Origin of the sequence: Achromobacter sp. UBA4530, assembly GCF_002388205.1 — a bacterium.
Taxonomy (GTDB): Bacteria; Pseudomonadota; Gammaproteobacteria; order Burkholderiales; family Burkholderiaceae_B; genus Achromobacter; species Achromobacter animicus.
This window is the reverse complement of sequence record NZ_DGMA01000011.1, coordinates 25,448-49,964: the sequence shown is the minus strand read 5'-3', so window position 1 is coordinate 49,964 and position 24,517 is coordinate 25,448. Positions and strand designations below refer to the sequence as shown.

Sequence of the window (24,517 nt, the reverse complement as noted above, 5' to 3'; positions counted from 1 at the left end):
GCGTCGCCGGGTGCGTCGCCGGGTGCACCGACGGGTGCGTCAGAGTGGCGCATCGGACGGGTGCGTTGGTTGCACCCGCAGACCGGCGTGTCAGTTCATCCGATACGAATGCAGGACCGATCCGCCTGTCTTGCCTTCCTCGAGCGGGGCGTGCGGCACCCAGCCGTCCTGGGTCAGCACCGCGTCCAGCCGGACGTCGTGCGCGGCGGGGACGTATCCCGGTTCCAGCTCACCGCAGCTCCAGGCGATGCCAATGGCGGTGAACGCGTAGCCGCGTTCGCGCAGGGCGGCGAGCGTGCGGTCGTAGTAGCCGCCGCCATAGCCCAGGCGGTCGCCCTGTTCGGTGTAACCGAGGGTGGGCACCAGAACCACATCAGGCAGCAGTTCGGGACCGGCCACGGGCTCCTGGATGCCGTAGGGGCCGGCGCGCAGCTCGGCTTCGGGTGTCCAGGGCAGGAACGCGAGCGGCGCGTTGCGCTCGCGCACCACGGGCAGGGCGACGGTCATGCCGGCCTCGCTCCATTGCGTCAGCAGGGGGCGCAGATCGGGTTCGTCGGCCATGGGCCAGAACGCGGCGACGGTTGTGGGGGCCGGATTGCCCGCCTGCACGGCCTGGTCGCGGGCGACGTTCAGCCACGTGAACAGGCGCGCGCGCATGAGCAAAGCGCCCCGGCTGCGCTGGTCTTCCGGCAGGTCGGCGCGCAATTTTCGCAATCGCGTGCGCTCCTGGACTGCGGTATCCTCTTGAGTATTTTGCGTAGTCATGCTGTGGCTGTAACCGGGGGGTTGAAGATGAAGGCAAACATGCTGAAGACGAACTTGCGTAGGCTCAGCATGCGGGTGCGTCGAGAGACAGGCGCCCAGCAGCCACCACGGTATCAGAAATCCTCGTCCCAAGCCGCCGACGCCCGCTCCGGGCTGTACCGCGGGTTGCACCGCTTTCTCCCGCTAGTGGCGCTGTTCACTGCAGCCTGTGCGCCCGTTGATGCGCAGCAGCGCAGCGCCGCCGTCAATCCTCAGCCCCAGCCCGCCGTGCAGGCCGCCCAGCCGATGATCGCGGTGCCGCCCGTGGCGCTGGCAGGCCTGCCGCCTACTGCCGAAACCCCCGCGCTGGCCGCCGTGGTCGCCGCCCGCGAGGCCATGAGCCGCAAGCAGTGGTCCGTTCTGGGCGTGCTCGTGCCGCAGGCCAAGGGCGATCCGCTGGGCATGTACCCCGAGTACTGGCTGCTGCGCTACCAGCTCTGGACGCCGCCCGCCTCGGGCCGTCCCGTCGCGGCCCTGCAGCAGTTCATCAACAGCAATGGCGACGCCTACCTGGCCGACCGCCTGCGCGGCGACTGGCTGCTGGCGGCTGCCCGCAGCGGCGACTTCGAAACGGTGCGCAAGCTGGCGCCCGTGAAGAACAGCAACGCGCAGATCGAATGCGCCATCTTGGACGGCAAGCATATGACCGGCCAGCGCGCCACCGCCGCGCAGGCGATGGCCGTTTTCGCGCCCGGCAGCGCGTGCTGGGCGCTGTACGACCAGCTGGTGGCCGACGGCATCCTGGGCTGGGAGCAGCTTGAACCGCAGCTGCGCGACGCCATCGAGGCCAACAAGACCACCGACGCGCGCAAGTTCGTGCAGTACATGTTCGAGCCGCGCGACGTGAAGACCTACGACGTCCTGATGAAGGACCCCATGAAGTGGCTCACGCGCCAGGACCGCATGCCGGTGGGCCGCAACGAAAAGGAACTGGTCACGATCGCGCTGGCCCGCCTGGCGCGGTCGGACGTCGGCGTCGCCGATTCCTATCTGCGCCGCGAATGGGCCAAGTCGATGTCCAAGCAGAACCTGGCCTGGGTGCGGGGGCAGTACGCGCTGGCCGCCGCGCTGGGCTTGGACAGCCGCGCCAACGACTGGTACCGCGAGGCCGGCCATATCCGCATGACGGAATACAACGCCGCCTGGAAGGTGCGCGCGGCGCTGCGTCAGCCCAAGATCGACTGGAAGTGGGTCATCGAATCCATCGACGAGATGCCGGCCTCGCAGCAGGCCGAGACCGCGTGGGTGTACTGGAAGGCCCGCGGCCAGGCCGCGCAGGGCCACAAGGAAAAGGCCCAGGCCGCCTATGCCAGCATCTCCGACCGCTTCGATTTCTACGGCCAGCTCGCGGCCGAAGAACTGGGCCGGCGCATCAACGTGCCGCCGCGTCCGGCGCCCATCAGCGACCGCGAGATCGCCGAGGCGCGCGCCAATCCGGGCCTGCAGCGCGCCGTGCTGCTGTTCCGTCTGGGCTGGCGTGCCGAGGCCGTGCCTGAATGGAACTTCACGCTGCGCGGCATGAACGACCGTCAGCTCATGGCGGCCGCCGAACTGGCCCGCGCCGAAAACATTTACGACCGCGTGGTCAATACGTCGGACCGCACGGAAAAGGAATTCGACTTCAGCCAGCGCTTCATCGCGCCGTTCGAGGGCCGCGTTACCGCCAAGGCCAACGCCATCGCGCTCGATCCGGCGTGGGTGTACGGGCTGATCCGCCAGGAATCGCGCTTCATCATGGATGCGCGCTCGCATGTGGGCGCCTCGGGCCTGATGCAGCTCATGCCCGCCACGGCCAAGTGGGTCGCCGGCAAGATCGGCATGAGCGACTTCACCCCTGGCAGCGTCAATGATTTCGACACCAATACCGAACTGGGCACCAACTACCTGAACATCGTGCTGCGCGACCTGAACGGTTCGCAGATGCTGGCCAGCGCGGGCTACAACGCCGGTCCGGGCCGCCCGCGCAACTGGCGCTCGACGTTCACACATCCGGTTGAAGGCGCCATCTTTGCCGAGACCATCCCGTTCACGGAAACGCGCACGTACGTCAAGAACGTGATGTCCAACGCCACGTACTACGCGGCGATGTTCACCGGCCAGCCGCAATCGCTGAAGGAACGCCTGGGCAACATCGTGCCGGTCGGCACTGAAACCGCCGCGGCGCAATGACGGGGGACCCGGCCACCGAGGGCCTGCGCGCCTACATCGTCGGCGGCGCCGTGCGCGACGCGCTGCTGGGCCTGCCGGCTGGCGATCACGATTGGGTCGTGGTGGGCGCCACGCCCGAGGACATGACGCGCCGCGGCTTCATCCCGGTCGGCGGCGATTTTCCCGTCTTCCTGCATCCCCGCACGAAAGAGGAGTACGCGCTGGCGCGCACCGAACGCAAGTCGGGGCGGGGCTACAAGGGCTTCACTTTTTATACGGGCACGGACGTCACGCTGGAGGAAGACCTGCGCCGCCGCGACCTCACGGTCAACGCGATTGCGCAGGACGAGAACGGACAGCTCGTCGACCCGCTGAACGGCGCCGACGACCTGCGCGCCCGCGTCTTTCGGCACGTGGGCGAGGCGTTCGAGGAAGACCCCGTGCGCATCCTGCGCCTCGCCCGCTTTGCGGCGCGCTTTGGCGATTTCAGCGTAGCGCCGGAAACAATGACGCTGTGCCGGCGCATGGTGGCGGCCGGCGAGGCCGATGCGCTGGTGGCCGAGCGCGTCTGGAAGGAACTGTCGCGCGGCCTGATGGCGCAAACGCCTTCGCGCATGCTGGGCGTGCTAGCCGAATCCGGCGCGCTGGCGCGCGTGATGCCCGAGCTGCAGGGCGTGGAGGAAGTGGGGCCGCAGGTCGACCGCGCCGCGCAGCAGGGCTTGCCGCTGGCAAGCCGCTACGCGCTGATGTGCCGCCTGACGCCCGAGCGCGAGGCGCTTGGCCGCCGGATGCGCGTGCCCACGGAATGCAACGACTATGCGCGGTTGCTGCCTGATGTGCTGGACGCGCTCGATGCATTGGACGGCATGCCGGACGGCGCCGATGCGCAACTTGCGCTGATGGAGCGCGCCGATGCCTTGCGCAAACCGGAACGCTTTTTTGAATTGCTGGATGCCGCGGCCGTGTTGCGCGCGGTGGATATGCCCGCCTGGCAGGAACGGGTGGCGGCGGTGCGCGGCGTGGACGCGGGCGCCATCGCCAAGGCGTGCGCGGGCGAGCCGGCGCGCATCAAGGAAAGCGTGCGCCAGGCGCGACTGGCGCAATTGGTGGATCTGCAGGCGGGCTGATTCGGCCGGCCGCTGCGGCGCTTGCCGCAGCGGCCCATCGCAGCCGCTTGCTGCAGTACTCGTCGCAGTTACTCCCCGCAGTTACTCGCCGCAGCCGCTCAGCGCAGTCGGCCACTACTCGTCACTTACAGCTTGCCCAGCCGGTCGCCGCGTGAAAACCCGGACAGCGGCGCCGTCATGCCGCGGCCAATGGCCAGCACCTTGAACAACTCGCCCATTTCGGCCTCCGACAGCAGCTTCTGCACGGGCGCGACCGCCTGCGCGTAGGCCTGGGCATCGGACGGGTCCAGCCCGGCCAGCAGATCCATCAATCCGGCGTTCATCAGAAAGCGGGCCTGCGAGGTGTAGCCCAGCACCTGCATGCCCGCCTCAAGGGCGGCTTCCGCCATCGCGGTGAAGTCCACGTGCGCGGTGATGTCCTGCAGGCCCGGCGCGGTGAAGGGGTCGCCATGCGCATGGTGGCGCAGGTGGCACATCAGCGTGCCGCCCGCGCGCTGCGGATGGTAGTACTCGCTGCGCGGAAAGCCATAGTCCACCAGCAAGGCCGCGCCGCGCTCGAGCCAACTGCCCATCGCGGCGATCCACGCCTCGCCCTGCAGATTGATTTCGGACACATAGCCGGGCAGCGCGGGCATGCGCGCCGCAACGGCGGTGGCCAGGGCCGCCGGGGCCGGCCGATCTTCCCACGTGAACCCGCCGTTCGCATCCACCGTCACGCCGCGTTCCTGCACCTGACCGGCTTCGCTCCAGGCAAAGAGCGACACGGGCATCGCGTCCAGCACCTCGTTGGCCAGCACGCAGCCCGAAAACGTATTCGGTAGCGCATCCAGCCACTGCACCCTGTCGCCGAAAGGCGCCAGCCGTTCGGCCTGGCGGGCGCGCAGGTCCGCCGACACTTCCAGGATCCAGTAGCGCGTGTCGGCCAGGCCCAGCGCATCCAGTTCATGCAGCACGCCTTCGGCCAGCGCGCCGGTGCCGGCGCCGAACTCCAGCACGTCGTGCGTGCCGGTCTGGCGCAGCACCTCGGCCGCCTGGCGCGCGAGCGTGCGCGCAAACAGCGGCGTGAGCTGTGGCGCGGTCACGAAGTCGCCGGCTGGCGTCTTGCCGCCGTCGTCAGCATCGGCCAGCTTGACGTTGCCTGCCGCGTAATAGCCCAGCCCGGGGGCATACAAGGCTTCCGCCATCCAGTGATCGAACGGCAGCCAGCCGCCGTTGGACGCGATCGCGGCGCGCAGGTGGGCAGCGGTAGCGTCGCTGTGCTCACGTGCGGCGGGGGAAAGGGGGGGCAGATTGGCGGGGGCGGGGCGTTGCATGGGCGGCAAAGACGTGGGTAAACCGGCATTTTCCCAAAAAAAAACCCCACGGCATGGCCGCGGGGCTTTTTTGAATCAGGCGTGGGGATCAGCCGCGGCGATCGTTCGACTTGCCGAAGCGCTTGGCGGGGGCGCCAGGACGCTTGTCGAACGAGGGCTTGCCACGGAAACCGCCTTCGGGGCGGTCACCGCCGCGGAAGCCGCCTTCGCGCTGCGGACGGTCGCCGAAGCTGGGACGGTCGCCAAAGCTGGGGCGCGCGTCGCGATCGCCACCACGGAAGCCGCCTTCACGCGGGGCACGCTCGCTGAACGGGCGGGCATCGCGCTGCGGACGGTCGCCATAGCTGGGACGGTCGCCGAAGCTGGGACGCGAATCGCGGTCGCCGCCGCGGAAGCCGCCTTCACGCTGAGGACGGTCGCCGAAGGGACGATTGCCCTGGTAGCCGCCTTCGCGCTGGGGACGATCGCCGAAGCTGGGACGGTCACCGAAGGAACGCTGCGGGCGGTCGCCAAACGGGCGGTCGTCGAACGAACGGTTGCCTTGGTAGCCGCCGTCGCGCGGCTTGAACTCGCCACGCGGGCCGCCGAACGAACGGCCTTCACGCGGTGCGCCATCGCGCGGCGCGCCGTCGCGGTTACCTGCAAAGCCGCCCGAATGGCGCGAACCGCCGAAACCGCCGGGACGCTTGCCGAAAGGCTTGCCATACGGCTTGCCACCGCCGCCGCCACCCGTGGACGGACGCGGCGTGCGCTTGGGTTCCAGGCCGGCGATCACTTCAGGGGTGATGGACTGGCCGATGTAGTGCTCGATGCGGCGGACCTTGTGGCGCTCGGAGTGCGTAGCCAGCGTGAAGGCCAGACCGTTGCGGCCGGCGCGGCCCGTGCGGCCGATGCGGTGCACGTAGTCTTCGGCCTGCATCGGCAGGTCGAAGTTGACGGCGTGGCTGATGCCTTGCACGTCGATGCCACGGGCAGCCACGTCGGTGGCGACCAGGATGCGCAGCTGGCCGCGTTGCAGTTGCGACAGCGTGCGGGTGCGTTGGCGCTGGTTCATGTCGCCGTGCAGGGCAGCGGCGGCAAAGCCTTGGTCGGCCAGGCGGTCGGCCAGGTCGTCCGCGCCGCGCTTGGTCGACGTGAAGACGATGGCTTGATCCAGCGAGGCGTCGCGCAGCACGTGATCCAGCAATTGCATCTTGTGGCTGGCATCGTCCGCGTACAGCAGGCTTTGCGTGATGTTGGTGTGCTTTTCCTTGGCGCCGGCGATCTCGATGCGCTGCGGCTCGCGCATCATGCGCGAGGCCAGCTTGGCGACGGTGCCGTCCAGCGTGGCCGAGAACAGCAGCGTCTGGCGGCCTTCGGGCAGGCGCTCGACGATGGTCTCGATATCTTCAATGAAGCCCATGTCCAGCATGCGATCGGCTTCGTCCAGCACCAGCGTGTGCACGGTGTTCAGCTTGACGCGGCCGGATTGCAGGTGGTCGATCAGGCGGCCCGGGGTGGCGACCAGCACGTCAACGCGGCGCGACAGCGCCTTCAGTTGCGCGCCGTAGGGCATGCCGCCCACGACGGTCGCGGTGCGCAGGTCGGCCAGCTTGCGGCCGTAGGTGGCGGTGGCTTCCGTGACTTGCAGGGCCAGTTCGCGGGTCGGGGTCAGCACCAGCACTTGCACGCCGACGCCCTTGTTGGCGGGCATCTGGGCGATGCGGTGCAGGGCGGGCAGCATGAAGGCGGCGGTCTTGCCGCTGCCGGTCTGCGAGGACACCATCAGGTCATGGCCGGCCAGTGCTTGCGGAATGGCGGCGGCTTGAACGGAGGTGGGGGTGGTGAAGCCAGCTTCTTGAACGGCCGACAACAGGGCGGGCGCGAGACCCAGGGTATCGAAAGACATTACTTTCCCTTGCCGCAATCAATGCGACGCAGTGCTTGGTCGGGCCAGGGGATTAGGCGGCCGGATCCAGGCGACGGTTGATGGAGCATCGTGCCGACCGGATCAACCATGCGCGTGGCGCGTTCTCTTGTACTGATGGAACGCAGGGCGAAAGGAAAGGGGTCAGGAATCGATGATAGTTCGGCATGAGGCCGGGGATAGGCTTCCCGGCAGTCTGCAAAAAATTCCGCTAAATCAAGGCGGTAAATGCCGAACTCGTTTTGTGCAGTGCGGCGATCATAACCCGAATTCGCCCTGCAATGGAATTATTTTTTTGTCCAGTCCCCAATCAATAGGGTTTTTCCCTTGGTCCTGCAGCCAGGTGTTGGTGGCCCGGAAATGGCCGCATCCGAGGAAGGGCACGGGCGGCCGGCGGGCGGATAGCGGAGATGGATGGTTGGACATCAGGACGAGATGACCACTGTCGGGCGGAAGCAACAGCCGCTTGGCCTGCGCGTGGGCGCCCCACAGCATGAAGACCTTGGGCGAGGGATCACGTGCCACGTGCGCGATCAGCGCATCCGTCACCGTTTCCCAGCCGCGTTTCGCGTGCGAGGCGGGCTGGCCGTCTTCGACCGTGAGTGCCGTGTTTAGCAGAAGCACACCTTGGTCGGCCCAGGGGCTCAGATCGTTGCCCGCCGGGACGCTCAGCGCCGGATAGTCGCGCGCAATCTCGTTGAAGATATTGCGCAGGCTGGGCGGGCGCTTGCAATCGTCCGGCACCGAAAACGCCAGGCCCTGCGCCTGGCCGGGGCCATGGTAGGGATCCTGGCCCAGGATCACGACGCACACGTCCGACGGCGCCAGGCCATGCAGCGCGCGGAAGGGCGTGGCGGGGTACACCACGGCGCCTTGTGCGAGGCGCGCCTCCACATGGGCGGTGGCGGCAGCCAGCGCGGCGGCGACGGCAGGGTCGGCGGACAAGGCGGCCTGCCACGCGGCAGGCAGTTGCGCGGCCTGGGCGGCCAGGGCGTTGGATGTGAGGCGGTTGTCGATCGGCATGGGCGCGATTTTGGCACAGCCCGGTCAGCCGGATCGGCCCGCTTGTGCGATCAGACCGCCTTCCCAATCAGACTGGCCAGCCAGCCTGACGGTGCGCCGAATCCCAGAACATCCATTCAAGCTGGGCGGCGTGCGTGTAGGCCTGGTGCATCGCGGCCAGGGTCTGCGGCGACGTTGTATCCGCCGCACGATCCACGGTGGCGGTCACGGCGCGGACCAGCGCGTGGAAATCGTCGCCGGCGTAGGTGTCGATCCAGGCCGCATACGGATTGGGCCGCACGGCGCGTGCGTGGATGTCGCGCCCGATTTCGGCGTAGATCCAGAAGCAGGGCAGCAGGGCGGCCAGGACGACCGGATAGGGCGCGCTCCAGGCGGTGGCAATCAGGAAGCTGGTGTAGTGATGGCTCGCCGGCGTCAGCGGCGTGGCTTCGAAGGTAGCGGCGTCGATGCCGAACTGCTGCATGAACCCGGCGTGCAGGCTGCGCTCGGCGACGACGGCGCCCTTGGCGGCCTCGGCAAACTGCACCACGCCGTCGGCATCGTCGGCCTTGGCGGCGGCGATGGCGAGCGCGCGTCCGAACGCCACCAGATAGTGCGCGTCCTGGATCATGTAGTGCTTGAACGCGTCCTCGGCGAGCTGGCCGCTGGCCAACTCGCGGTTGAACGGCATGTCGCGCGTCTTCTCATAGAGCGCGGCGTTGCGGGTCCAGGCATCGGAACTGAAAGACATGGAATTCCTCTGGGATAGGCTCGGGCGCGCGTGGCGCGCGCCATCGGCGGGGCATAAGGGTAAAGGGGGTAAAGACGGAAGCGCAGGCGGATCGCGGCGCGGGGACGGCTGGTTCAGGCTGCGCGTTTGCGGTGTTGTCGGGCGTAGTCGAGAAGCGCGTCGCGCAACACCACCGCCTGGTTGTGCTCGGTATTGCGCGCACCGAAAAGCAAGGTCAGGGGGCGATCCCCCGCGGCGTCCAGCAACGCCGCCATGCGCGATTGCTGCGCTGGGGTGGCGAGTTCAGCCAGATACTTGGCGCGGAAGTCATCCCAGCGGTCCTCGATGTGGCTGAACCATTTGCACAGTTCGGCGCTGGGGGCGATGTCGCGGGCCCATTCGTCCAGGCCAAGGTCTGCGCGGCGCAGTCCGCGTGGCCACATGCGGTCGACCAGGGCGAGGTAGTGACCTTCCGGACCGGTGCCTTCATAGACACGCTGCACGATGATGTTGGACGATTTCATGCCGGCTCCTGCAACTGACGGTGCGGCCAGTCTACTGCAACGCCCGCGACGCGCCGGATCACGGCGTACTGGAAGTTTGACGCGGCGCACCGGCGGCGCGCAGCACCGCGAATCCGACCGGCTTGTCGCGCCAGCGGGTTGTCGATTACATTCACTTAACCTCTATGTAACAACCCTATTACAGGCCGACGCCGTCGGCCTTTTTTGAACCCACGATTCTGTCGTGGCTTCGCCAGGCCGCCTGGCGCCCTTCGCCGTCATGCCGCCACGCAACCCTTCAGACCTGCATCCCTCGCCCGTTACCGCCGGCCGCCTGCGCATTCTGCATACGGAGGCGGCTACGGCGTTCGGCGGACAGGAATTCTGCATCTATAAGGAGATGGTCGCCATGCGCGAGCGCGGCCATCACCTGGAAGCCGTGTGCCAGCCGCACGCCGAACTGACGCAGCGCCTGCGCGACGCCGGGTTCACCGTGCACACCATCAACATGGACGGCCCTGTGAATTTCATGCGCAGCGTGGCATTCGTGCGGCGCGTGGCGGCTCGTGGCCGGTTCGACGTAGTCAACACCCACAGCCGCAGCGACACGGTGCGGGCCGCGATGGGCGCGCGCCTGGCGCGCACGCCGCTCATTGTGCGCACCCGCCACCTGGCCAAGCCGATCAACTCGCTGTACGCCTATACGTGGCTGGCCCACCGCGTCATCGCGGTGAGCCGGCACGTGCACCGCCAGCTGCTGGATGGCGGCGCGGCGCCCCAGTCCATCGCCACCATCCATTCCCCGATCGTCCTGCCCGAAAGCGATGGCCAGGGCTCTGTCCGGCAAGAACTCGGGCTGCCTGACGATGCCCTCGTGGTGGGTTGCGTGGCCGTGATGCGTGCGGAAAAGGGGCACGCGGACCTGATCGACGCCTTCCACCAGGTTGTGGCCACGTTTCCGCATGCCCACCTGGTGCTGGCCGGAGATGGCATGCCGGTGTTCGAGCGCCTGAAGGCGCAGGTGCAATCCCTGGGCCTCGCATCGCGCGTGCACTTCCTGGGCCGGCGTCATGACATCGGCAACGTATTGCAGGCGTTCGACGTGTTTGCGTTGCCGACCCACCGCGAAGCCTTTGGCACGGCGTTCGTCGAGGCCGCCGCCATGGGGGTGCCGGTGATCGGCACCGACGTGGGCGGCGTGCCGGAAACCATGCAGGCCGGCGTGACCGGGCTACTGGTGCCGCCGCGAGACCCGGCTGCGCTGGCCGCGGCGCTGGAAAGCCTGCTGGCCGATCCCGAACGCAGACGCCGCATGGGCGAGGCGGGCCGCGAATTCATCCGCGGGCAGGGTCTGTTCAGCGCGGATCGTGCCGCGCAGTTGGTCGAATCGGCGTACGCACGCTGGCTGGGGGAGCGGCGCGGGCCTGCATCCGTGGCGCCTGGCGGCTCATTGCCCTGACTGCCTCAACGCCCATGCAGGCTCAATGCCATAGCAACGCATTCATGGCTTCCACCAGCCGGTCGCGGTAGCGAGGCAGCAGCGCTTGCACCTGCGCCTGCCGGTCCTTCCAGGAATCCGGCTCAGCGCCCGGCGCGATGCGCGGCGCTGCCCAGATCGGATCCGGAAAATGCCGGTCGCCGCGCCAGCGCGGGATCACGTGCCAATGCAGGTGCGGCACCATGTTGCCCAGCGACGCCAGGTTGATCTTGTCCGGCGTCAGGATCGCCTGCTGCGTTTCCTCCACCACATACACCGCCCGCATCAGCAGGTCGCGGCCATGCGTGGACAGGCTGGTCATCTCGGCCAGGTGACCGTTCCAGATCACGCGCGTGAAGCCTGGATAGTCGGCGTCGTCGACCTCGATGATGCGCAGGTGCGGCCCGCGCCACAGCAGCGTGCCGCCGTCTTCCTGGCACAGCGGACAGTTGGGATCGCGCGCGCTCAAGCCATCACCTTGCGGTACTGGATGAAGCCGGAACGGTCGGCAATCCGGTCGTAGAGCTGCATGGCGGTCGCGTTGGTTTCGTGTGTCAGCCAATAGACGCGGGCGCAGTTGGCCGCGGCGGCTTCGGCGTAGACGTGTTCGATCAACTTGCGGCCCGCGCCCGTGCCGCGCGCGTCCTGGTCCACATAAAGGTCCTGCAGGTAGCAGTAGTCGCCGGCGGTCCAGGTGGAGCGATGGAAGATCCAGTGCACCATGTCGACAGCGCGGCCGCTTTCATAGACCAGCGCCGCGTGCATGGGCTCGGCGGGGTCCAGGAAGCGCGCCCAGGTGTTGCGCGTGACGGCGTCGTCGATGCTGACGCGGTAGAAGTCCTGGTAGCCCTTCCACAGGGGCAGCCAGGCGTCGAAGTCGGTGGCGACGATGGGACGGATTTCTGCGGTACTCATGGCGCAAGGCCTCCTGGGGTCTTCAGAGTTGGATTTCCATGGCGTCGACGATATGCCGCAGCACCTGCAGGCGAGCGTAACGCTTGTCGTTGGCCGACACCAGATGCCACGGCGCGTGGGCCACATCGGTGCGCGTCATCATCTCGTTGGCTGCCGCCGCGTATTCTTTCCACTTGTCGCGGTTGCGCCAGTCGTCGGGCGTGATCTTGAAATTCTTGAACGGTGATTTCTCGCGCTCGTGAAAACGCTTGAGCTGCTCGTCGGGCGTGACGGCCAGCCAGAACTTCAGCACCAGCGCGCCGCTGGCGGCAAGCTGTTCCTCGAAGTCGTTGATCTCGGCATACGCGCGGCGCCACCGGGCGGGCGGTATCAGCTTTTCGACGCGCTCGACCAGCACGCGGCCGTACCACGAGCGGTCGAAGATGCCGATGCGGCCATGGCTGGGAATGCAGCGCCAGAAACGCCACAGATAGGGCCGGGCCAACTCTTCGGTCGTGGGCGCGGATATCGGCGTGATGTCGACTTGCCGGATATCCAGCGCGTGTGTGACGCGGCGGATGGCACCACCCTTGCCGGCTGCGTCCTGCCCCTCGAACACCAGGATCAGGGAGCGATTCCTGAACTTGTCGGACCGGGCGGCGCGCGCCAGCCGGCCTTGCAGCAGGCCGAGTTCGGTCTCGTAGTCTTCCTTGTCCACCTTGGCGTCGTAGTCCAGCTTGCCCAGCCGGTCCACGATGCGCGTCGTGCTGGAGTGCGCCACGAAAGCGGGCGGCAGGCGGGGCACCCCGCGCCGGCGCAGCGCGCCGAGCACCGCCTCGGCCGTGCGGGCGGCGCGCATGTTTTCGTCGGCGCTGGGAATCACCACCCACGGCGCATGGCCGCAGTCGGTGTGATTGAGGACGACTTGGGCGCCGGCCCGGATGCGGTCGAACCGCTTGTTGACCTTCATGTCGACCGGACTGACCTGCCAGGCCGTATCGGGGTTGGCCAGCAGGCGCTGCGCGCGCGTCTTCTGCGCCTTGGCGGACAGGTGAAACCACAGCTTGATGATCTGCACGCCTTCGGCGGCCAGCATGGTCTCAAAGCGCATGATCGCCGCCGAGTGCGCCTCGATCGCGTCCGCGTTGGGCTTCTTGCGCGCGGCTTCAATGACGAGCGGCGTATACCATGAGCCGAACACGATGCCCGTGCTGCCCTTGGGCGGCAGATCGCGCCAGTAGCGCCACAGCGGTGGGCGCTCGAGCTCGTCGCCTTCGCGCGGCCCGTAGGCCAGCGTGCGGATGTGGCGCGGGTCCATCCATTCGTTCAGCAGGTTGATCGTGGCGCCCTTGCCGGCGCCATCGATGCCGGCCACGACGATCAGAAGCGTCTTGTCGGCCTGCCGCAGCCGTTCGTATTGCGCATTGAGCAACGCGACGCGCAGCCGCGCTTCGAGCGCCTTGAATTCGTCTTTGGACAGGATGGGGTCGGCTTCGGCTTCGGCAAACATGGATGCGCGTCGGATCGGGTGGCTGCGATCGGGCGATCTTGCGGGATAAGGCCGCGCGGCGCAAGTGCGCCGCGGCCGAGGGTCAGAGCGCGTTCACGGGAATCTTGAGATAGCGCACGCCGTTGTCTTCGGGGGGCGGGAAATGGCCCGCGCGGATGTTCACCTGGATCGCCGGCAGAATCAGCGTGGGCATCGACAGCGTGGCATCGCGCCGCGTGCGCATGGCGACGAATTCGTCCTCGGTAATGCCGTCGCGCACGTGGATGTTGCCGCGGCGCTCTTCGGCCACGGTGGTTTGCCAGGCGGCCTCGCGGCCCGCCGGCGGATAGTCGTGGCACATGTAGAGCCGCGTGTCGTCTGGCAGGCTCAGCAGCCGTTGGATCGACTGATACAGCAGATGCGCGTCGCCACCGGGAAAATCGCAGCGCGCCGTGCCCACGTCCGGCATGAAAAGCGTGTCGCCCACGAATGCCGCATCGCCGATCAGATAGGCCATGTCGGCCGGCGTGTGGCCGGGCACGTGGATGGCCGTGGCGGTCAGCGAACCGATCTGAAAGGTCTCGCCATCGGCGAACAGATGGCCGAATTGCGAGCCGTCGAGCTGGAACTCCGGCTCCAGGTTCAGGATGGTCTTGAAGACGCCCTGCACGGTGCGGATGCTCTGGCCGATGGCGATCACGCCACCAAGCTGCCGTTGCAGATAGGGCGCCGCCGACAGATGATCGGCGTGGGCATGGGTTTCCAGCAGCCAGACGGTCCGCAGGCTGCGTTCGCGCACGTAATTAGCCACGCGATCGGCGCTGGCGGTGCTGCTGCGGCCGGACTTGGGATCGTAATCCAGCACCGAATCGATGATGGCGCACGCGCCGCCGGGCGCGGGTTCGTGGACGACGTAGGTGATGGTCGCAGTGACGGTGTCGAAGAAGGCCTGGATGTGCGGGGTCATGAGGGCTCGCGTGAAGGCCGCAAGGGCGGCCCGATCAGGTCAATTTACGAAAATAAATAATATTTGCGCATAGTTTATTCATAAATATAATGACGCGGCTATCCCCCACGTGTCCGACACCTCGTCATGAACGCTCCCCTTACCGATTGCGAAGTCGCCGTCCTGCGCGAGTCCGCCACCCAGGCCTGCGCGCTGCTCAAGGCGCTGGCCAACGAAGACCGCTTGCTGCTCTTGTGTCAGCTGGTCCAGAATGAACGCAACGTCGGCGAGTTGGAATCGCTGACCGGCATCCGCCAGCCGACGCTCTCGCAACAGCTGGGTGTGCTGCGCGACGAGGGTCTGGTCGCGACGCGGCGCGAGGGCAAATACGTCTATTACCAGATGGCCAGCTTCGAGGTCAGCCAGGTGATGAAAACGCTATCCAGTTTGTACTGCGGACGCGCCATGGAGTCACTCAAGTGAACGTGGACTGGTCCGCCTTCACCCCGGCCGCCGGCACGGTGGGCGGCCTGCTGATCGGCGCCGGCGCGGTGCTGCTGATGCTGGGCGCGGGACGCATCGCGGGCATCAGCGGCATCGTGGGCGGGTTGCTGGCGCCCGAGCGCGGCGGCGGCTGGCGCATCGCTTTCCTGCTGGGGCTGTGCGCCGCGCCCTGGCTGTTCCGCCTCTTTTCCGAACTGCCTTCCATCACGGTGGAGGCCAGCACGCCGCGCCTTATCGTCGCCGGCCTGCTGGTCGGCATCGGCACGCGCTATGCGTCTGGGTGCACCAGCGGACACGGCGTGTGCGGCCTGTCGCGCGGCTCGCGCCGGTCGCTCGTGGCGACGCTGATCTTCATGGCCGCGGGCTTTGCCACGGTCTACGTGCTGCGGCACGTGGCGGGCGTCTGATCATGGCCGCGCTCTACGCCTTCGCCGCCGGGCTCGTCTTCGGACTGGGCCTGCTCATATCGGGCCTGGCGGACCCGGCACGGGTGCTGGGCTTTCTGGATCTGGCCGGGTTGTGGAATCCTACCCTGGCATTCGTGATGGGCGGCGCCGTGCTGGCGACCAGTGTCGGTTATGCGCTGTTGCGGCGTCGCCGGGCCAGCTTGTCCGGCGAGCCCATGCGCTGGCCGCAAGCCACCCGGCTCGACGCGCGTCTGGCTGCCGGCAGCCTGGCGTTTGGCGTGGGGTGGGGGCTGGCGGGCTTCTGCCCCGGCCCGGCGCTCGTCGCTGCCGCGGCGGGCATCGGCGACGCAGCGGTGTTTGCGGGGGCGATGCTCGTTGGCATGGGCATCCACGCGTACATCACGCGGGCTGGGCGCCGCGACGGCGACGCAACCGGACCGCGCGCGTAGCGGCCGCTTGCCCGCGCGCCTGCCCGCGCGCTTGCCCTCGCGCTTGCACTCGAGTCGAATCGCCTATTCGTACGTCCGGATGTCGTCGATGACCTTGCCGTCGTTCGGTAGGCCACCCTCGGCCACCCATTCGACATCGGCCCGCAACTTCGTCAAGTCTCTCGCCGAATCGGCAATCCGGCGGGCCAGCGCGTCGTTCTGTTCGCGCGACTCCACCTTCAGCACCATGCGGTCCGACCCGGTGCTGCCGCTGATGACCAGCCGCGCCCGCAGGATCTCCGGATGCCGCCGCGCCACGTCCGCCACCTGCGACGGATGCACGAACATGCCGCGCACCTTGGTGGTCTGGTCGGCGCGTCCCATCCAGCCCTTGATGCGTGTGTTGGTGCGTCCGCACGGCGAGATGCCGGACATCACCGCGGACAGATCGCCGGTGCCAAAGCGCACCAGCGGGTAATCCGGATTCAACGTGGTCACCACGACCTCGCCGACTTCGCCTGCCGGCACGGGTTCGCCGGTGCCGGGACGCACGATCTCGACAATGATGTCCTCGCCCACCACAAGCCCTTCGCGAGCGGGCGTCTCGAACGCGATCATGCCCAGGTCGGCGCTGCCGTAGGCCTGGTAGCCGTCGATGCCGCGCGCCGCCAGCCAGTCGCGCAGCGACGGCGGAAAGGCTTCGCCGGAGACCAGTGCGCGCCGCAGCGAATCGAGCTTCACGCCCAGTTCGTCTGATTTCTCAAGAATGATCTTCAGGAAGCTCGGCGTGCCGGTGTAGCCGCTGGGCGCCAGGTCCTGAATCGCGCGAACCTGCTGCTCGGTCTGCCCGGTGCCGCCGGGAAACACGGTGCAGCCCACGGCGTGGGCGGCCGTTTCCATCATCGAGCCGGCCGGCGTGAAGTGGTACGAAAAGCAGTTGTAGGCCAGTTCGCCGGCGCGAAAGCCCGCCGCGTACAGGGCGCGCGCAAAGCGCCAGTAATCCGACCGCGCGCTCTCCGGTTCATAGATCGGACCGGGCGAGGCGAACACACGCACAGCTTCGCCCCAGCCGATGGCGGAGAACCCGCCGAAGGCTTTCTCGGGACCGGCGGGCTGCGCGCCGTCATCGCGGCTATGCTGCTGGCGTTCCAGCAATTCATGCTTGCGCAGCACCGGCAGCCGGGCCAGCGCCTCGCGCGAGGTGACCGTGGCCGGGTCCACGCCGCGCAATTGCTCGGCGATGGCCGGCGCGCGCGCGATGGCCCGCGCAATCGCCCCGGGCAGGGCCGCCATCAGATCGCGCTCGCGTTGCTCGGGCGCTCGGGTTTCGAGGTCATCGAAAAACTCGGACATGGAATCGCACCTTCTCGTGTGCCGGTTTGCGGCGCCGTTGCCGGCGCCATGCGGCAAGCGCTGGCTTGCCCGCGTCGGAAATCAGGCCAGCCAGCGTTTGCGGCGGCGGTAGAACTTGTTGTCCCGGAAACTCTTGCGTTCGCCGCTGGAGATGCCCAGGTAGAACTCCTTCACGTCCTCGTTCTGCGCCAGGTCGGACGCGGCGCCGTCCATCATCACGCGCCCGTTCTCCAGGATGTAGCCGTAATCGGCGTAGCGCAGGGCGATGTTGGTGTTCTGCTCGGCCAACAGAAAGCTCACGCGCTCGCGCTGGTTCAGGTCGCGTACGATCTCGAAGATTTCTTCGACGATCTGCGGCGCAAGACCCATCGACGGTTCATCCAGCAGGATCATGTTCGGGTTGGCCATCAGCGCGCGGCCGATCGCGGTCATCTGCTGCTCGCCGCCCGAGGTGTACCCGGACTGGCTGGTGCGGCGCTGCTTCAAGCGCGGGAAATACTGATAGACCCGTTCCAGCGCGGCGGCGGTGTCGCCGCGGCTCATGCTGCGCGTATAAGCGCCGGTCAGCAGGTTTTCCTCGATGGTGAGGTGGGCAAAGCAGTGCCGGCCTTCCATCACCTGCACGACGCCGCGCTTGACCAGTTCGGCCGGCGTCAGCTTTTCGATGCGCTGGCCGCGGTACTGGATGTGGCCTTTGGTGACGTCGCCGCGCTCGCCCTTGAGCAGATTGGAGATCGCGCGCAGCGTGGTGGTCTTGCCCGCGCCGTTCGCGCCCAACAGCGCCACGATCCTGCCTTCGGGCACCTGCAGGGACACGCCCTTTAGCACCAGGATCACGTGGTTGTAGATCACCTCGATGCCGTTCACATCGAGCAGCACCGGCGGGGCGCCTGCGGCGGCAATATTGGCGTCGTTCATAAACATTCCTGCAGCGTGGCGGCGGCCGGCCGGAAAGCCGGCCGCCGGGTCATATCAACATGCGTTGCGCACCCGCGGCATGGCCGCCGCGGGCGCTCCAGGGGCATCACTCACACTTGCGGGGCGTAATGTTCTTTTCCTTGGCGTACTTGGCCGCCGATTCCTTGACCATCGGGTCCAGGATCGTCTTGTCGGCCTGATACCAGTCGGAAACGACCTTGAACTTGGAACCGTCCCACTGCACGATGCGGGCCCAGTCGTCGCCCTTGTGGTTGGCGCACGAGGTCTTGACCGGACGCATGATCTGGCCAAAGCCCAGCTTGTCGAGCTTTTCCTGCGTCAGGTCCAGGTTCTCGAAGCCCCAGCGCACCTGTTCCGGCGTCAGCGCCTTGCCCTTGCCGTACTTCTCCTGCGCGGCGCGGATCGCTTCGACCTGCAGCATCGAGATCATCATGCCGCGCGTATGGGCGATGGTGCCCAGCGTGGTCTTGCCGGTCTTGTCCGCGCCCTGGCCCTTGTCGTAGACGTACTTCTTCAGATCGTCATAGACCTTGTCGCTGTCGGCGCCGCTGTTGTGGATGGTGATGGCGTTGTAGCCCTTGGCGACATCGCCCAGGTCCTTGACGTCGCCTTCCGAGCCGGCCCACCAGATCGCGTACATCTTGTCGCGCGGATAGCCGCTGGCCTGCGCTTCGCGGATGGCGGTGGGCGTCATGATGCCCGCGCTCCACAGCAGCACGTAGTTCGGGCGCGCCTGGCGGATCTGCAGCCAGGTGGACTTCTGCTCGACGCCCGGCGCCGTCACCGGATACAGCAGCAATTCAAAGCCTTCCTTGGCCGCGCGCTTTTGCAGCAGCGGGATCGGTTCCTTGCCGTACGGCGAGTCGTGATAGACCAGGGCGATCTTCTTGCCCTTGAGCTTGTCCATGCCGCCTTCTTTCTTGGCGATGTCCTGGATCATCACGTCGGCGGCGGTCCAGTACGTGCCCAAGAGCGGGAAGTTCCACTCGAACACGCTGCCGTCCACCGATTGCGACAGGCCGTAGCCCATCGTTTCCACGGGCACCTTGTCGACGATGGCCTTGTCGCTGACCGCGAAGGTGATGCCGGTGGACTGCGTGTCGAAGCCCGATGCGCCGGTGCCCTTGCCCTTCAGGCGCTCGTAGCATTCCACGCCGCGGTCCGTGGCGTAGGCGGTTTCGCATTCTTCATACGTGATCTTGACGCCGTTCACGCCGCCATCGCGCTCGTTCACGAGCTTCAGGTAATCCAGCTTGCCATCGGCCCAGGGAATGCCCAGCGGCGCGAACGATCCCGTGCGATACACCAGCAACGGAACGAACTGCTCTTCGGCCGCCATTGCCGGCGTGGCCACGGCGCCTGCGGCGCCGGCTGCGGCCATCAAGGCTGCCGCCAACTTCAGGTTAAGACGCTTCATCTCCATTTACCTCCTGCGTGGTGTTTGGGTCGGTCAACCCTGTGACACCGGGATTGGCCCGGTCTTGAGCCGGGTATTCGGGGCGGGGGTCCAGCGCGGTTGTGCTGCAATGGACCCACGGAAATCAAAACGAAACACGATCAGTGCGGGAACGGCCAGATCCTGAGCTTCTCCTTGCCGATGCTCCACAGCCGCGCCAGGCCGTGCGGCTCGGCGATCAGGAAGAACACGATCAGCGCGCCGAACACCATGTGCTCGATGTGGGCGGCGGTGTCCACCGACAGCGGCAGGCCAAGCATGTGCGGAATGTTGGACAGCGCCACGGGCACCAGCACGATGAACGCGGCGCCAAAGAAGCTGCCGATGATCGAACCCAGCCCGCCGATGATGACCATGAACAGCAGCTGGAACGAGCGGCCCAGGTCGAACGCCAGCGGCTCCCACGAACCCAGGTGGATGTAGCCCCACAAGGCGCCGGCCACGCCGACGATGAACGAACTGACCGCAAACGCCGTCAGCTTGGCGTACATGGGCCGGATGCCGATGACGGAAGCGGCGACGTCCATGTCGCGGATCGCCATCCATTGGCGGCCGATGGCGCCGCGCACCAGGTTCTTGGCCAGCAGGCTGAAGACGACAACCAGGACCAACACGAACAGGTACTTCTCCATGGCGCTTTGCACCGGCAGGCCAAAGGCCGTGAGCGGGGGCACTGACACGCTGCCCGAGGACGAATAGTTGGTGAAGAAGGGGATGCGCAGGAACGCCCAGTCTACGAAGAACTGCGCCGCCAGCGTTGCCACCGCCAGATACAGGCCGCGGATGCGCAAACTGGGGATGCCGAAGATCACGCCGACGATGGTGGCAAAGCAGCCGCCCAACAAGATTTGCACCACGAGCGGCATGCCGGGAAAGCGCACGCCGAAGTTCCAGGCCGCATACGCACCCACCGCCATGAAGGCGCCCGTGCCAAGCGAGATCTGTCCGCAGTACCCGACCAGGATGTTCAGGCCCACGGCGGCCAGCGCCAGGATCAGGAACGGAATCAGAATGGCGCGCAGCAGGTAGTCGCTGGCCATGGCTGGAACGACTATGAACGCCACCGCCATCAGCAGCCAGATGAAGACGCGGTCCTGGCGGATCGGGAAGATCTGCTGGTCAGCGCGATAGCTGGTCTTGAATTGGCCGTTTTCGCGATAGAACATTTTTTATCCTCGGTGACGCAGGCTTAGACGCGGTCGATGATCTTCTCGCCGAACAGCCCTTGCGGACGGAACAGCAGGAACACCAGCGCCAGCACGTAGGCGAACCAGATTTCGATGCCGCCTCCCACCAGCGACCCCAGATAGACCTCGGACAGCTTTTCCCCCACGCCGATGATGAGGCCGCCCAGAATGGCGCCAGGCACCGACGTCAGGCCGCCCAGGATCACCACCGGCAGCGCACGCAGCGCGGCGGTTGACAGCGTGAACTGCACGCCGAACTTCGATCCCCAGATGATCCCCGCCACCAGCGCCACCAGCCCGGCCACGCTCCACACGATCACCCAGATGCGGTTCAGCGGAATGCCGATCGACTGCGCGGCCTGGTGGTCGTCGGCCACGGCACGCAGCGCGCGGCCCGTCGAGGTGTATTGGAAGAACAGCGCCAGCGTCGCCACCAGCAGCGCGGCAATGACCGCCGCGGTCAGGTCTTCAAGGTTGATGAGCAGCCCCCCCTCGAACACCGAGTCCAGGATCATCAGCGGATCCTTGGGCATGCCGACGTTGATGGAGTACACCGAGCTGCCGAACGTGATCTGGCCGAGGCCGTCCAGGAAATAGCTGATGCCCAGCGTGGCCATCAACAGCGTCGTGGCTTCCTGGTTGACCAGGTGCCGCAGCACGAAGCGTTCGATCGCGACCGCCAGAAGAAACATCACGATGGCGCTGACGATGAACGCCAGCACGTTGGCCAGGATCATGTTGTCAAAGCCCAGCCAGCGAGGCAGCCATTCCGAAAAGCGCGCCATCGACAGCGCCGCCACCAGCACCATCGCGCCCTGCGCGAAGTTGAAGACGCCCGACGCCTTGAAGATCAGCACGAAGCCCAGGCCGATCAGCGCGTACAACATGCCGCTCATCAAGCCGCCGAATAAGGTCTCTAGAAAAAATCCCATGTCTTTCCGCCTTGGTTGTCCGGCTTAGTGCGACACGCCGAGATAGGCGCGGATCACATCCTCGTTCGCCCGAACTTCATCGGGCTTGCCGTCGCCGATCTTTTTCCCGTAGTCCAGCACCACGACGCGATCCGAGATGTCCATGACCACGCCCATGTCGTGCTCGATCAGCACGATGGTCGTGCCGAACTCATCGTTCACATCCAGGATGAAGCGGCTCATGTCCTGCTTTTCCTCGATGTTCATCCCGGCCATCGGCTCGTCCAGCAGCAGCAGGCGCGGCTCCATCGCCAGCGCGCGACCCAGGTCGACGCGCTTTTGCAGCCCGTAGGGCAGGCGGCCCACCGGCGTCTTGCGATAGGCCTGAATTTCCAGGAAGTCGATGATGTTCTCGACGAACTCGCGATGCTGCATCTCTTCGCGCTCGGCCGGCCCCAGGCGGAACGCCTGCGCCAGCAGGCCGCTCTTCATGCGCAGGTTGCGGCCGGTCATGATGTTGTCCAGCACGCTCATGCCCTTGAACAGCGCCAGGTTCTGGAACGTGCGCGCGATGCCCATTTCAGCGGCGCGGCGCGGGTTCATCCGCGAAAACCGCTCGCCGCGAAACGCGATGCCGCCTTGCTGCGGCGTGTACACGCCGTTGATGACGTTGAGCATCGAGCTCTTGCCCGCGCCGTTGGGCCCGATGATGGCGCGGATCTCGTGCTCGCGCACGTTGAAGGAAATGTCGGTCAGCGCCTTCACGCCGCCGAAAGACAGGGAGATGTTCTGCATGTCCAGCATGACATCGCCGATACGCTGGTCGCGGTCGTTAGTGCTCATGTTCTTTACGCGGCTCGGGCGGTGATGGCGGGAAACGTCTTGACCGGGTGGATCCGCAGATCCGCCGAAATCTTGCCGGTGCGTCCGTCTTCGAATTTCACTTCGGTCTCGATGAACTGCGACTGCTTGCCGCCAAAGAGCGCGTCGATCAGCACGCCGTACTTCTGCGCGATGAAGGCGCGGCGCACCTTGCGCGTGCGGGTCAGCTCGTCGTCGTCCGGGTCCAGTTCCTTGTGCAGGATCAGGAAACGGCTGACCTGCGACGCCGCCAGCTTGGGATCGGTCGCGAGATCCGCGTTGACCTGCTCCACGCACTCGGCGATCAGCTGGTAGACCTCGTCCTTGCCCGCCAGGTCGGTGTAGCCGGCGTACGGCAGGCCGCGGCGTTCGGCCCAGTTGCCCACGGCTTCCAGGTCGATGTTGATGAACGCGCACACGTCTTCGCGGTTGGCGCCGAACGCCACCGCTTCCTTGATGTGCTGGAAGAACTTGAGCTTGTTCTCGATGTACTTGGGCGCAAACAGGCTGCCGTTGGCCAGCTTGCCCACGTCCTTGGCGCGATCGATGATCTTGAGCTGCCCATCGGTATCCAGATAGCCCGCGTCGCCCGTGTGGAACCAGCCGTCGGCGCTGCGCGCTTCGGCCGTGGCGTCGGGATTGCGGTAGTACTCCTTGAAGAGCCCCGGGCTCTTGACGAGGATCTCGCCGTTGTCGGCCACGCGAATCTCCACGCCCGCCACCGGCGGTCCGACGGTGTCGTCGCGAACCTGGCCATCGGGCTGCACGCAGACGAACACCGAGGTTTCGGTGGAGCCGTACAGCTGCTTCAGGTTGATGCCGATGGAGCGGTAGAACACAAAGAGGTCTGGACCGATGGCTTCGCCGGCCGTGTACGCCACGCGCACGCGGCTCATGCCCAGCGCGTTGCGCAGCGGACCGTAGATCAGCACGTTGCCCACCGCGTAGCGCATGCGGTCCCAGGCGTTGACGGATTCACCGTCCAGGATCTTCGTGCCAACGCGGCGCGCCAGCTTCATGCACGCCGCGAACAGCTTGCGCTTGAGATAGCCCGCGTCCTCCATGCGGATCATCACATGCGTCAGCAAGCCTTCCAGCACGCGTGGCGGCGCGAAGTAATAGGTGGGGCCAATATCGCGCATGTCGATCGACACGGTGTCGGGCGACTCGGGATGATTCACCGTGAAGCCCGTGACCAGCAACTGCGTGTACGAGAACATGTTCTGCCCGATCCAGGCGGGCGGCAGATAGGCCAGCACGTCTTCCTGGTCGGTCAGCTTTTCCATTTCTGACACGGCGCGCGCGCGGTCGATGAGCGCATGGTGCGTCAGCACCACGCCCTTCGGCTTGCCCGTCGTGCCGGACGTATAGAACATGGCCGCGGCGTCGTGCGGCTGCACGGCAGCGACGGCGCGCGCGTAGAAGTCGGGATGCTTGGCGGCATATTCGCTGCCCAGCGCTTCCAGTTGCTCATACGACAGCAGCATGGGATCGGCGTAATGGCGCAGGCCGCGCGGGTCGTCAAACACGACATGCTTGAGCGCAGGGCACTGTTCGCGCACCTCGATCATCTTGTCGACCTGCTCCTGGTCCTCGACGATCGCAACGCTGATCTCCGCATCCTGCAGCACGTAAACCATTTCCTGCGCGACCGCGTCCTGATAGAGCGGAACAGGGATGGCGCCGAGCGATTGCGCGGCCATCATGGCCATGTAGAGACGCGGGCGGTTTTCACCGATGACGGCGACGTGCATGCCGGGCTGAATGCCGAGCGATGCAAGACCCTGCGCGACGTGACGGACATGCTCCGCCACTTCGGACCAGGTCAGGGTTTGCCAGATCCCCAGGTCTTTCTCTCGTATCGCGGGCCGCGACCCACGAACGTTGGCATGCGCGAGCAGCAGCGCCGGAAAGGTGTCCGGCGCCGCCGGCACCTGTGCAGATGCGGGCGATGAATGTGCCACGTTGTCTCCTCCGGTTTGGGCGCATCGCGCGCAGTGCCAGCAATGAAGCGGCGGTTGCGGCGGTGTGCTTGACCAGTTGGTTTTAGATTTACGGCAGGAGTTAAGGTATAAGGTTGGGTTGCTACCAACTGTCACCATCGCGACATTCAAGGACCTTTTAGGGTATTC

General features: G+C 66.5%; 23 protein-coding genes. 6 read left to right on the top strand and 17 right to left on the bottom strand.

The window, feature by feature from the left end:
* Nucleotides 1-90 precede the first annotated feature (90 nt).
* On the bottom strand, nt 91-765 hold the full coding sequence (locus tag B2W22_RS12080; RefSeq protein ID WP_175124960.1) for a 5-formyltetrahydrofolate cyclo-ligase: 675 nt from the start codon (nt 763-765) through the stop codon (nt 91-93).
* 69 nt (nt 766-834) lie between these two features.
* On the opposite strand from B2W22_RS12080, the gene B2W22_RS12075 reads away from it, so the two are divergent.
* Nucleotides 835-2,973 (top strand): lytic transglycosylase domain-containing protein, encoded by a 2,139-nt coding sequence (locus tag B2W22_RS12075; RefSeq protein ID WP_414631959.1) that lies wholly within the window; start codon nt 835-837, stop codon nt 2,971-2,973.
* Nucleotides 2,970-4,079 carry a CCA tRNA nucleotidyltransferase gene (locus tag B2W22_RS12070; protein WP_286937833.1) on the top strand — a complete coding sequence of 370 codons (1,110 nt, stop codon included), beginning with the start codon at nt 2,970-2,972 and terminating at the stop codon, nt 4,077-4,079. Before B2W22_RS12075 ends, B2W22_RS12070 begins: the two co-directional genes overlap by 4 nt.
* A gap of 125 nt (nt 4,080-4,204) precedes the next feature.
* On the opposite strand, the gene B2W22_RS12065 is transcribed toward B2W22_RS12070, so the two are convergent.
* The 5 genes from B2W22_RS12065 to B2W22_RS12045 form a co-directional block, all read right to left on the bottom strand.
* Entirely contained in the window at nt 4,205-5,392 is a 1,188-nt protein-coding gene (locus B2W22_RS12065) for a class I SAM-dependent methyltransferase (RefSeq protein ID WP_175186168.1), read from the bottom strand.
* Nucleotides 5,393-5,480: 88 nt separating this feature from the next.
* Nucleotides 5,481-7,280 carry a DEAD/DEAH box helicase gene (locus B2W22_RS12060; RefSeq protein WP_175124963.1) on the bottom strand — a complete coding sequence of 600 codons (1,800 nt, stop codon included), beginning with the start codon at nt 7,278-7,280 and terminating at the stop codon, nt 5,481-5,483.
* Between the two features lie 276 nt (nt 7,281-7,556).
* On the bottom strand, nt 7,557-8,321 hold the full coding sequence (locus B2W22_RS12055) for a uracil-DNA glycosylase (RefSeq protein WP_175124964.1): 765 nt from the start codon (nt 8,319-8,321) through the stop codon (nt 7,557-7,559).
* A 67-nt stretch (nt 8,322-8,388) separates the two neighbouring features.
* Complete coding sequence (tenA, locus tag B2W22_RS12050) at nt 8,389-9,051, bottom strand: thiaminase II (RefSeq protein WP_175124965.1); 663 nt, start codon at nt 9,049-9,051, stop codon at nt 8,389-8,391.
* Between the two features lie 113 nt (nt 9,052-9,164).
* Entirely contained in the window at nt 9,165-9,554 is a 390-nt protein-coding gene (locus tag B2W22_RS12045; protein ID WP_175124966.1) for a DUF488 domain-containing protein, read from the bottom strand.
* A gap of 259 nt (nt 9,555-9,813) precedes the next feature.
* On the opposite strand from B2W22_RS12045, the gene B2W22_RS12040 reads away from it, so the two are divergent.
* Nucleotides 9,814-10,992, top strand: a complete 1,179-nt coding sequence (locus B2W22_RS12040; protein WP_175125000.1) for a glycosyltransferase — start codon at nt 9,814-9,816, stop codon at nt 10,990-10,992.
* A gap of 22 nt (nt 10,993-11,014) precedes the next feature.
* On the opposite strand, the gene B2W22_RS12035 is transcribed toward B2W22_RS12040, so the two are convergent.
* The 4 genes from B2W22_RS12035 to B2W22_RS12020 all read right to left on the bottom strand — a co-directional run bounded on the left by B2W22_RS12035 (nt 11,015) and on the right by B2W22_RS12020 (nt 14,360).
* Nucleotides 11,015-11,479, bottom strand: coding sequence for an HIT family protein (locus tag B2W22_RS12035; RefSeq protein ID WP_175124967.1), 465 nt, complete (start codon nt 11,477-11,479; stop codon nt 11,015-11,017).
* Nucleotides 11,476-11,925, bottom strand: a complete 450-nt coding sequence (locus B2W22_RS12030) for a GNAT family N-acetyltransferase (protein WP_286937829.1) — start codon at nt 11,923-11,925, stop codon at nt 11,476-11,478. The genes B2W22_RS12035 and B2W22_RS12030 overlap by 4 nt, the downstream gene beginning before the upstream one ends.
* Nucleotides 11,926-11,947: 22 nt before the next feature.
* Entirely contained in the window at nt 11,948-13,414 is a 1,467-nt protein-coding gene (gene pap, locus B2W22_RS12025; protein ID WP_175124968.1) for a polyphosphate:AMP phosphotransferase, read from the bottom strand.
* 82 nt (nt 13,415-13,496) lie between these two features.
* A complete protein-coding gene (locus B2W22_RS12020; RefSeq protein WP_175124969.1) occupies nt 13,497-14,360 on the bottom strand; it encodes an MBL fold metallo-hydrolase in 864 nt (287 codons plus the stop codon).
* A gap of 126 nt (nt 14,361-14,486) precedes the next feature.
* On the opposite strand from B2W22_RS12020, the gene B2W22_RS12015 reads away from it, so the two are divergent.
* The 3 genes from B2W22_RS12015 to B2W22_RS12005 are packed head-to-tail and all read left to right on the top strand — an operon-like array spanning nt 14,487 to nt 15,699.
* Nucleotides 14,487-14,822, top strand: a complete 336-nt coding sequence (locus tag B2W22_RS12015; protein ID WP_175124970.1) for an ArsR/SmtB family transcription factor — start codon at nt 14,487-14,489, stop codon at nt 14,820-14,822.
* Nucleotides 14,819-15,250: a YeeE/YedE family protein gene (locus B2W22_RS12010; RefSeq protein WP_175124971.1), complete on the top strand. Its 432-nt coding sequence runs from the start codon at nt 14,819-14,821 to the stop codon at nt 15,248-15,250. The genes B2W22_RS12015 and B2W22_RS12010 overlap by 4 nt, the downstream gene beginning before the upstream one ends.
* A gap of 2 nt (nt 15,251-15,252) precedes the next feature.
* Nucleotides 15,253-15,699, top strand: coding sequence for a DUF6691 family protein (locus tag B2W22_RS12005; RefSeq protein ID WP_175124972.1), 447 nt, complete (start codon nt 15,253-15,255; stop codon nt 15,697-15,699).
* Between the two features lie 63 nt (nt 15,700-15,762).
* Here the strand turns inward: B2W22_RS12005 and B2W22_RS12000 are convergent, their stop codons facing one another.
* From B2W22_RS12000 to B2W22_RS11970, 7 genes are all read right to left on the bottom strand, one after another.
* Nucleotides 15,763-17,031 (bottom strand): phenylacetate--CoA ligase family protein, encoded by a 1,269-nt coding sequence (locus B2W22_RS12000; RefSeq protein ID WP_286937826.1) that lies wholly within the window; start codon nt 17,029-17,031, stop codon nt 15,763-15,765.
* A gap of 81 nt (nt 17,032-17,112) precedes the next feature.
* Nucleotides 17,113-17,949 carry an ABC transporter ATP-binding protein gene (locus B2W22_RS11995; protein WP_175235839.1) on the bottom strand — a complete coding sequence of 279 codons (837 nt, stop codon included), beginning with the start codon at nt 17,947-17,949 and terminating at the stop codon, nt 17,113-17,115.
* A gap of 106 nt (nt 17,950-18,055) precedes the next feature.
* On the bottom strand, nt 18,056-19,393 hold the full coding sequence (locus B2W22_RS11990) for an ABC transporter substrate-binding protein (protein WP_081100873.1): 1,338 nt from the start codon (nt 19,391-19,393) through the stop codon (nt 18,056-18,058).
* A 134-nt stretch (nt 19,394-19,527) separates the two neighbouring features.
* Entirely contained in the window at nt 19,528-20,592 is a 1,065-nt protein-coding gene (locus B2W22_RS11985; protein ID WP_286937820.1) for a branched-chain amino acid ABC transporter permease, read from the bottom strand.
* A gap of 23 nt (nt 20,593-20,615) precedes the next feature.
* The gene (locus B2W22_RS11980) at nt 20,616-21,545 is read right to left on the bottom strand and encodes a branched-chain amino acid ABC transporter permease (RefSeq protein ID WP_063955103.1); all 930 of its coding nucleotides are present in this window, start codon (nt 21,543-21,545) and stop codon (nt 20,616-20,618) included.
* Between the two features lie 24 nt (nt 21,546-21,569).
* Nucleotides 21,570-22,367 (bottom strand): ABC transporter ATP-binding protein, encoded by a 798-nt coding sequence (locus tag B2W22_RS11975; protein ID WP_175124976.1) that lies wholly within the window; start codon nt 22,365-22,367, stop codon nt 21,570-21,572.
* A gap of 5 nt (nt 22,368-22,372) precedes the next feature.
* On the bottom strand, nt 22,373-24,349 hold the full coding sequence (locus B2W22_RS11970) for an AMP-dependent synthetase/ligase (RefSeq protein WP_175136808.1): 1,977 nt from the start codon (nt 24,347-24,349) through the stop codon (nt 22,373-22,375).
* Nucleotides 24,350-24,517 lie beyond the last annotated feature (168 nt).

Bases quoted from the DNA above. Each gene is read 5' to 3' on its own strand.
- pap (WP_175124968.1), bottom strand. From the start codon at position 13,414: ATGTTTGCCGAAGCCGAAGCCGACCCCATCCTGTCCAAAGACGAATTC.
- B2W22_RS11990 (WP_081100873.1), bottom strand. From the start codon at position 19,393: ATGGAGATGAAGCGTCTTAACCTGAAGTTGGCGGCAGCCTTGATGGCC.
- B2W22_RS12055 (WP_175124964.1), bottom strand. From the start codon at position 8,321: ATGCCGATCGACAACCGCCTCACATCCAACGCCCTGGCCGCCCAGGCC.
- B2W22_RS12060 (WP_175124963.1), bottom strand. From the start codon at position 7,280: ATGTCTTTCGATACCCTGGGTCTCGCGCCCGCCCTGTTGTCGGCCGTT.
- B2W22_RS11975 (WP_175124976.1), bottom strand. From the start codon at position 22,367: ATGAGCACTAACGACCGCGACCAGCGTATCGGCGATGTCATGCTGGAC.
- B2W22_RS12080 (WP_175124960.1), bottom strand. From the start codon at position 765: ATGACTACGCAAAATACTCAAGAGGATACCGCAGTCCAGGAGCGCACG.
- B2W22_RS11980 (WP_063955103.1), bottom strand. From the start codon at position 21,545: ATGGGATTTTTTCTAGAGACCTTATTCGGCGGCTTGATGAGCGGCATG.
- B2W22_RS12015 (WP_175124970.1), top strand. From the start codon at position 14,487: ATGAACGCTCCCCTTACCGATTGCGAAGTCGCCGTCCTGCGCGAGTCC.
- B2W22_RS11995 (WP_175235839.1), bottom strand. From the start codon at position 17,949: ATGAACGACGCCAATATTGCCGCCGCAGGCGCCCCGCCGGTGCTGCTC.
- B2W22_RS12070 (WP_286937833.1), top strand. From the start codon at position 2,970: ATGACGGGGGACCCGGCCACCGAGGGCCTGCGCGCCTACATCGTCGGC.
- B2W22_RS12005 (WP_175124972.1), top strand. From the start codon at position 15,253: ATGGCCGCGCTCTACGCCTTCGCCGCCGGGCTCGTCTTCGGACTGGGC.
- B2W22_RS11985 (WP_286937820.1), bottom strand. From the start codon at position 20,592: ATGTTCTATCGCGAAAACGGCCAATTCAAGACCAGCTATCGCGCTGAC.
- B2W22_RS12045 (WP_175124966.1), bottom strand. From the start codon at position 9,554: ATGAAATCGTCCAACATCATCGTGCAGCGTGTCTATGAAGGCACCGGT.
- B2W22_RS12065 (WP_175186168.1), bottom strand. From the start codon at position 5,392: ATGCAACGCCCCGCCCCCGCCAATCTGCCCCCCCTTTCCCCCGCCGCA.
- B2W22_RS12075 (WP_414631959.1), top strand. From the start codon at position 835: ATGCGGGTGCGTCGAGAGACAGGCGCCCAGCAGCCACCACGGTATCAG.
- tenA (WP_175124965.1), bottom strand. From the start codon at position 9,051: ATGTCTTTCAGTTCCGATGCCTGGACCCGCAACGCCGCGCTCTATGAG.
- B2W22_RS12020 (WP_175124969.1), bottom strand. From the start codon at position 14,360: ATGACCCCGCACATCCAGGCCTTCTTCGACACCGTCACTGCGACCATC.
- B2W22_RS12040 (WP_175125000.1), top strand. From the start codon at position 9,814: ATGCCGCCACGCAACCCTTCAGACCTGCATCCCTCGCCCGTTACCGCC.
- B2W22_RS12000 (WP_286937826.1), bottom strand. From the start codon at position 17,031: ATGTCCGAGTTTTTCGATGACCTCGAAACCCGAGCGCCCGAGCAACGC.
- B2W22_RS12030 (WP_286937829.1), bottom strand. From the start codon at position 11,925: ATGAGTACCGCAGAAATCCGTCCCATCGTCGCCACCGACTTCGACGCC.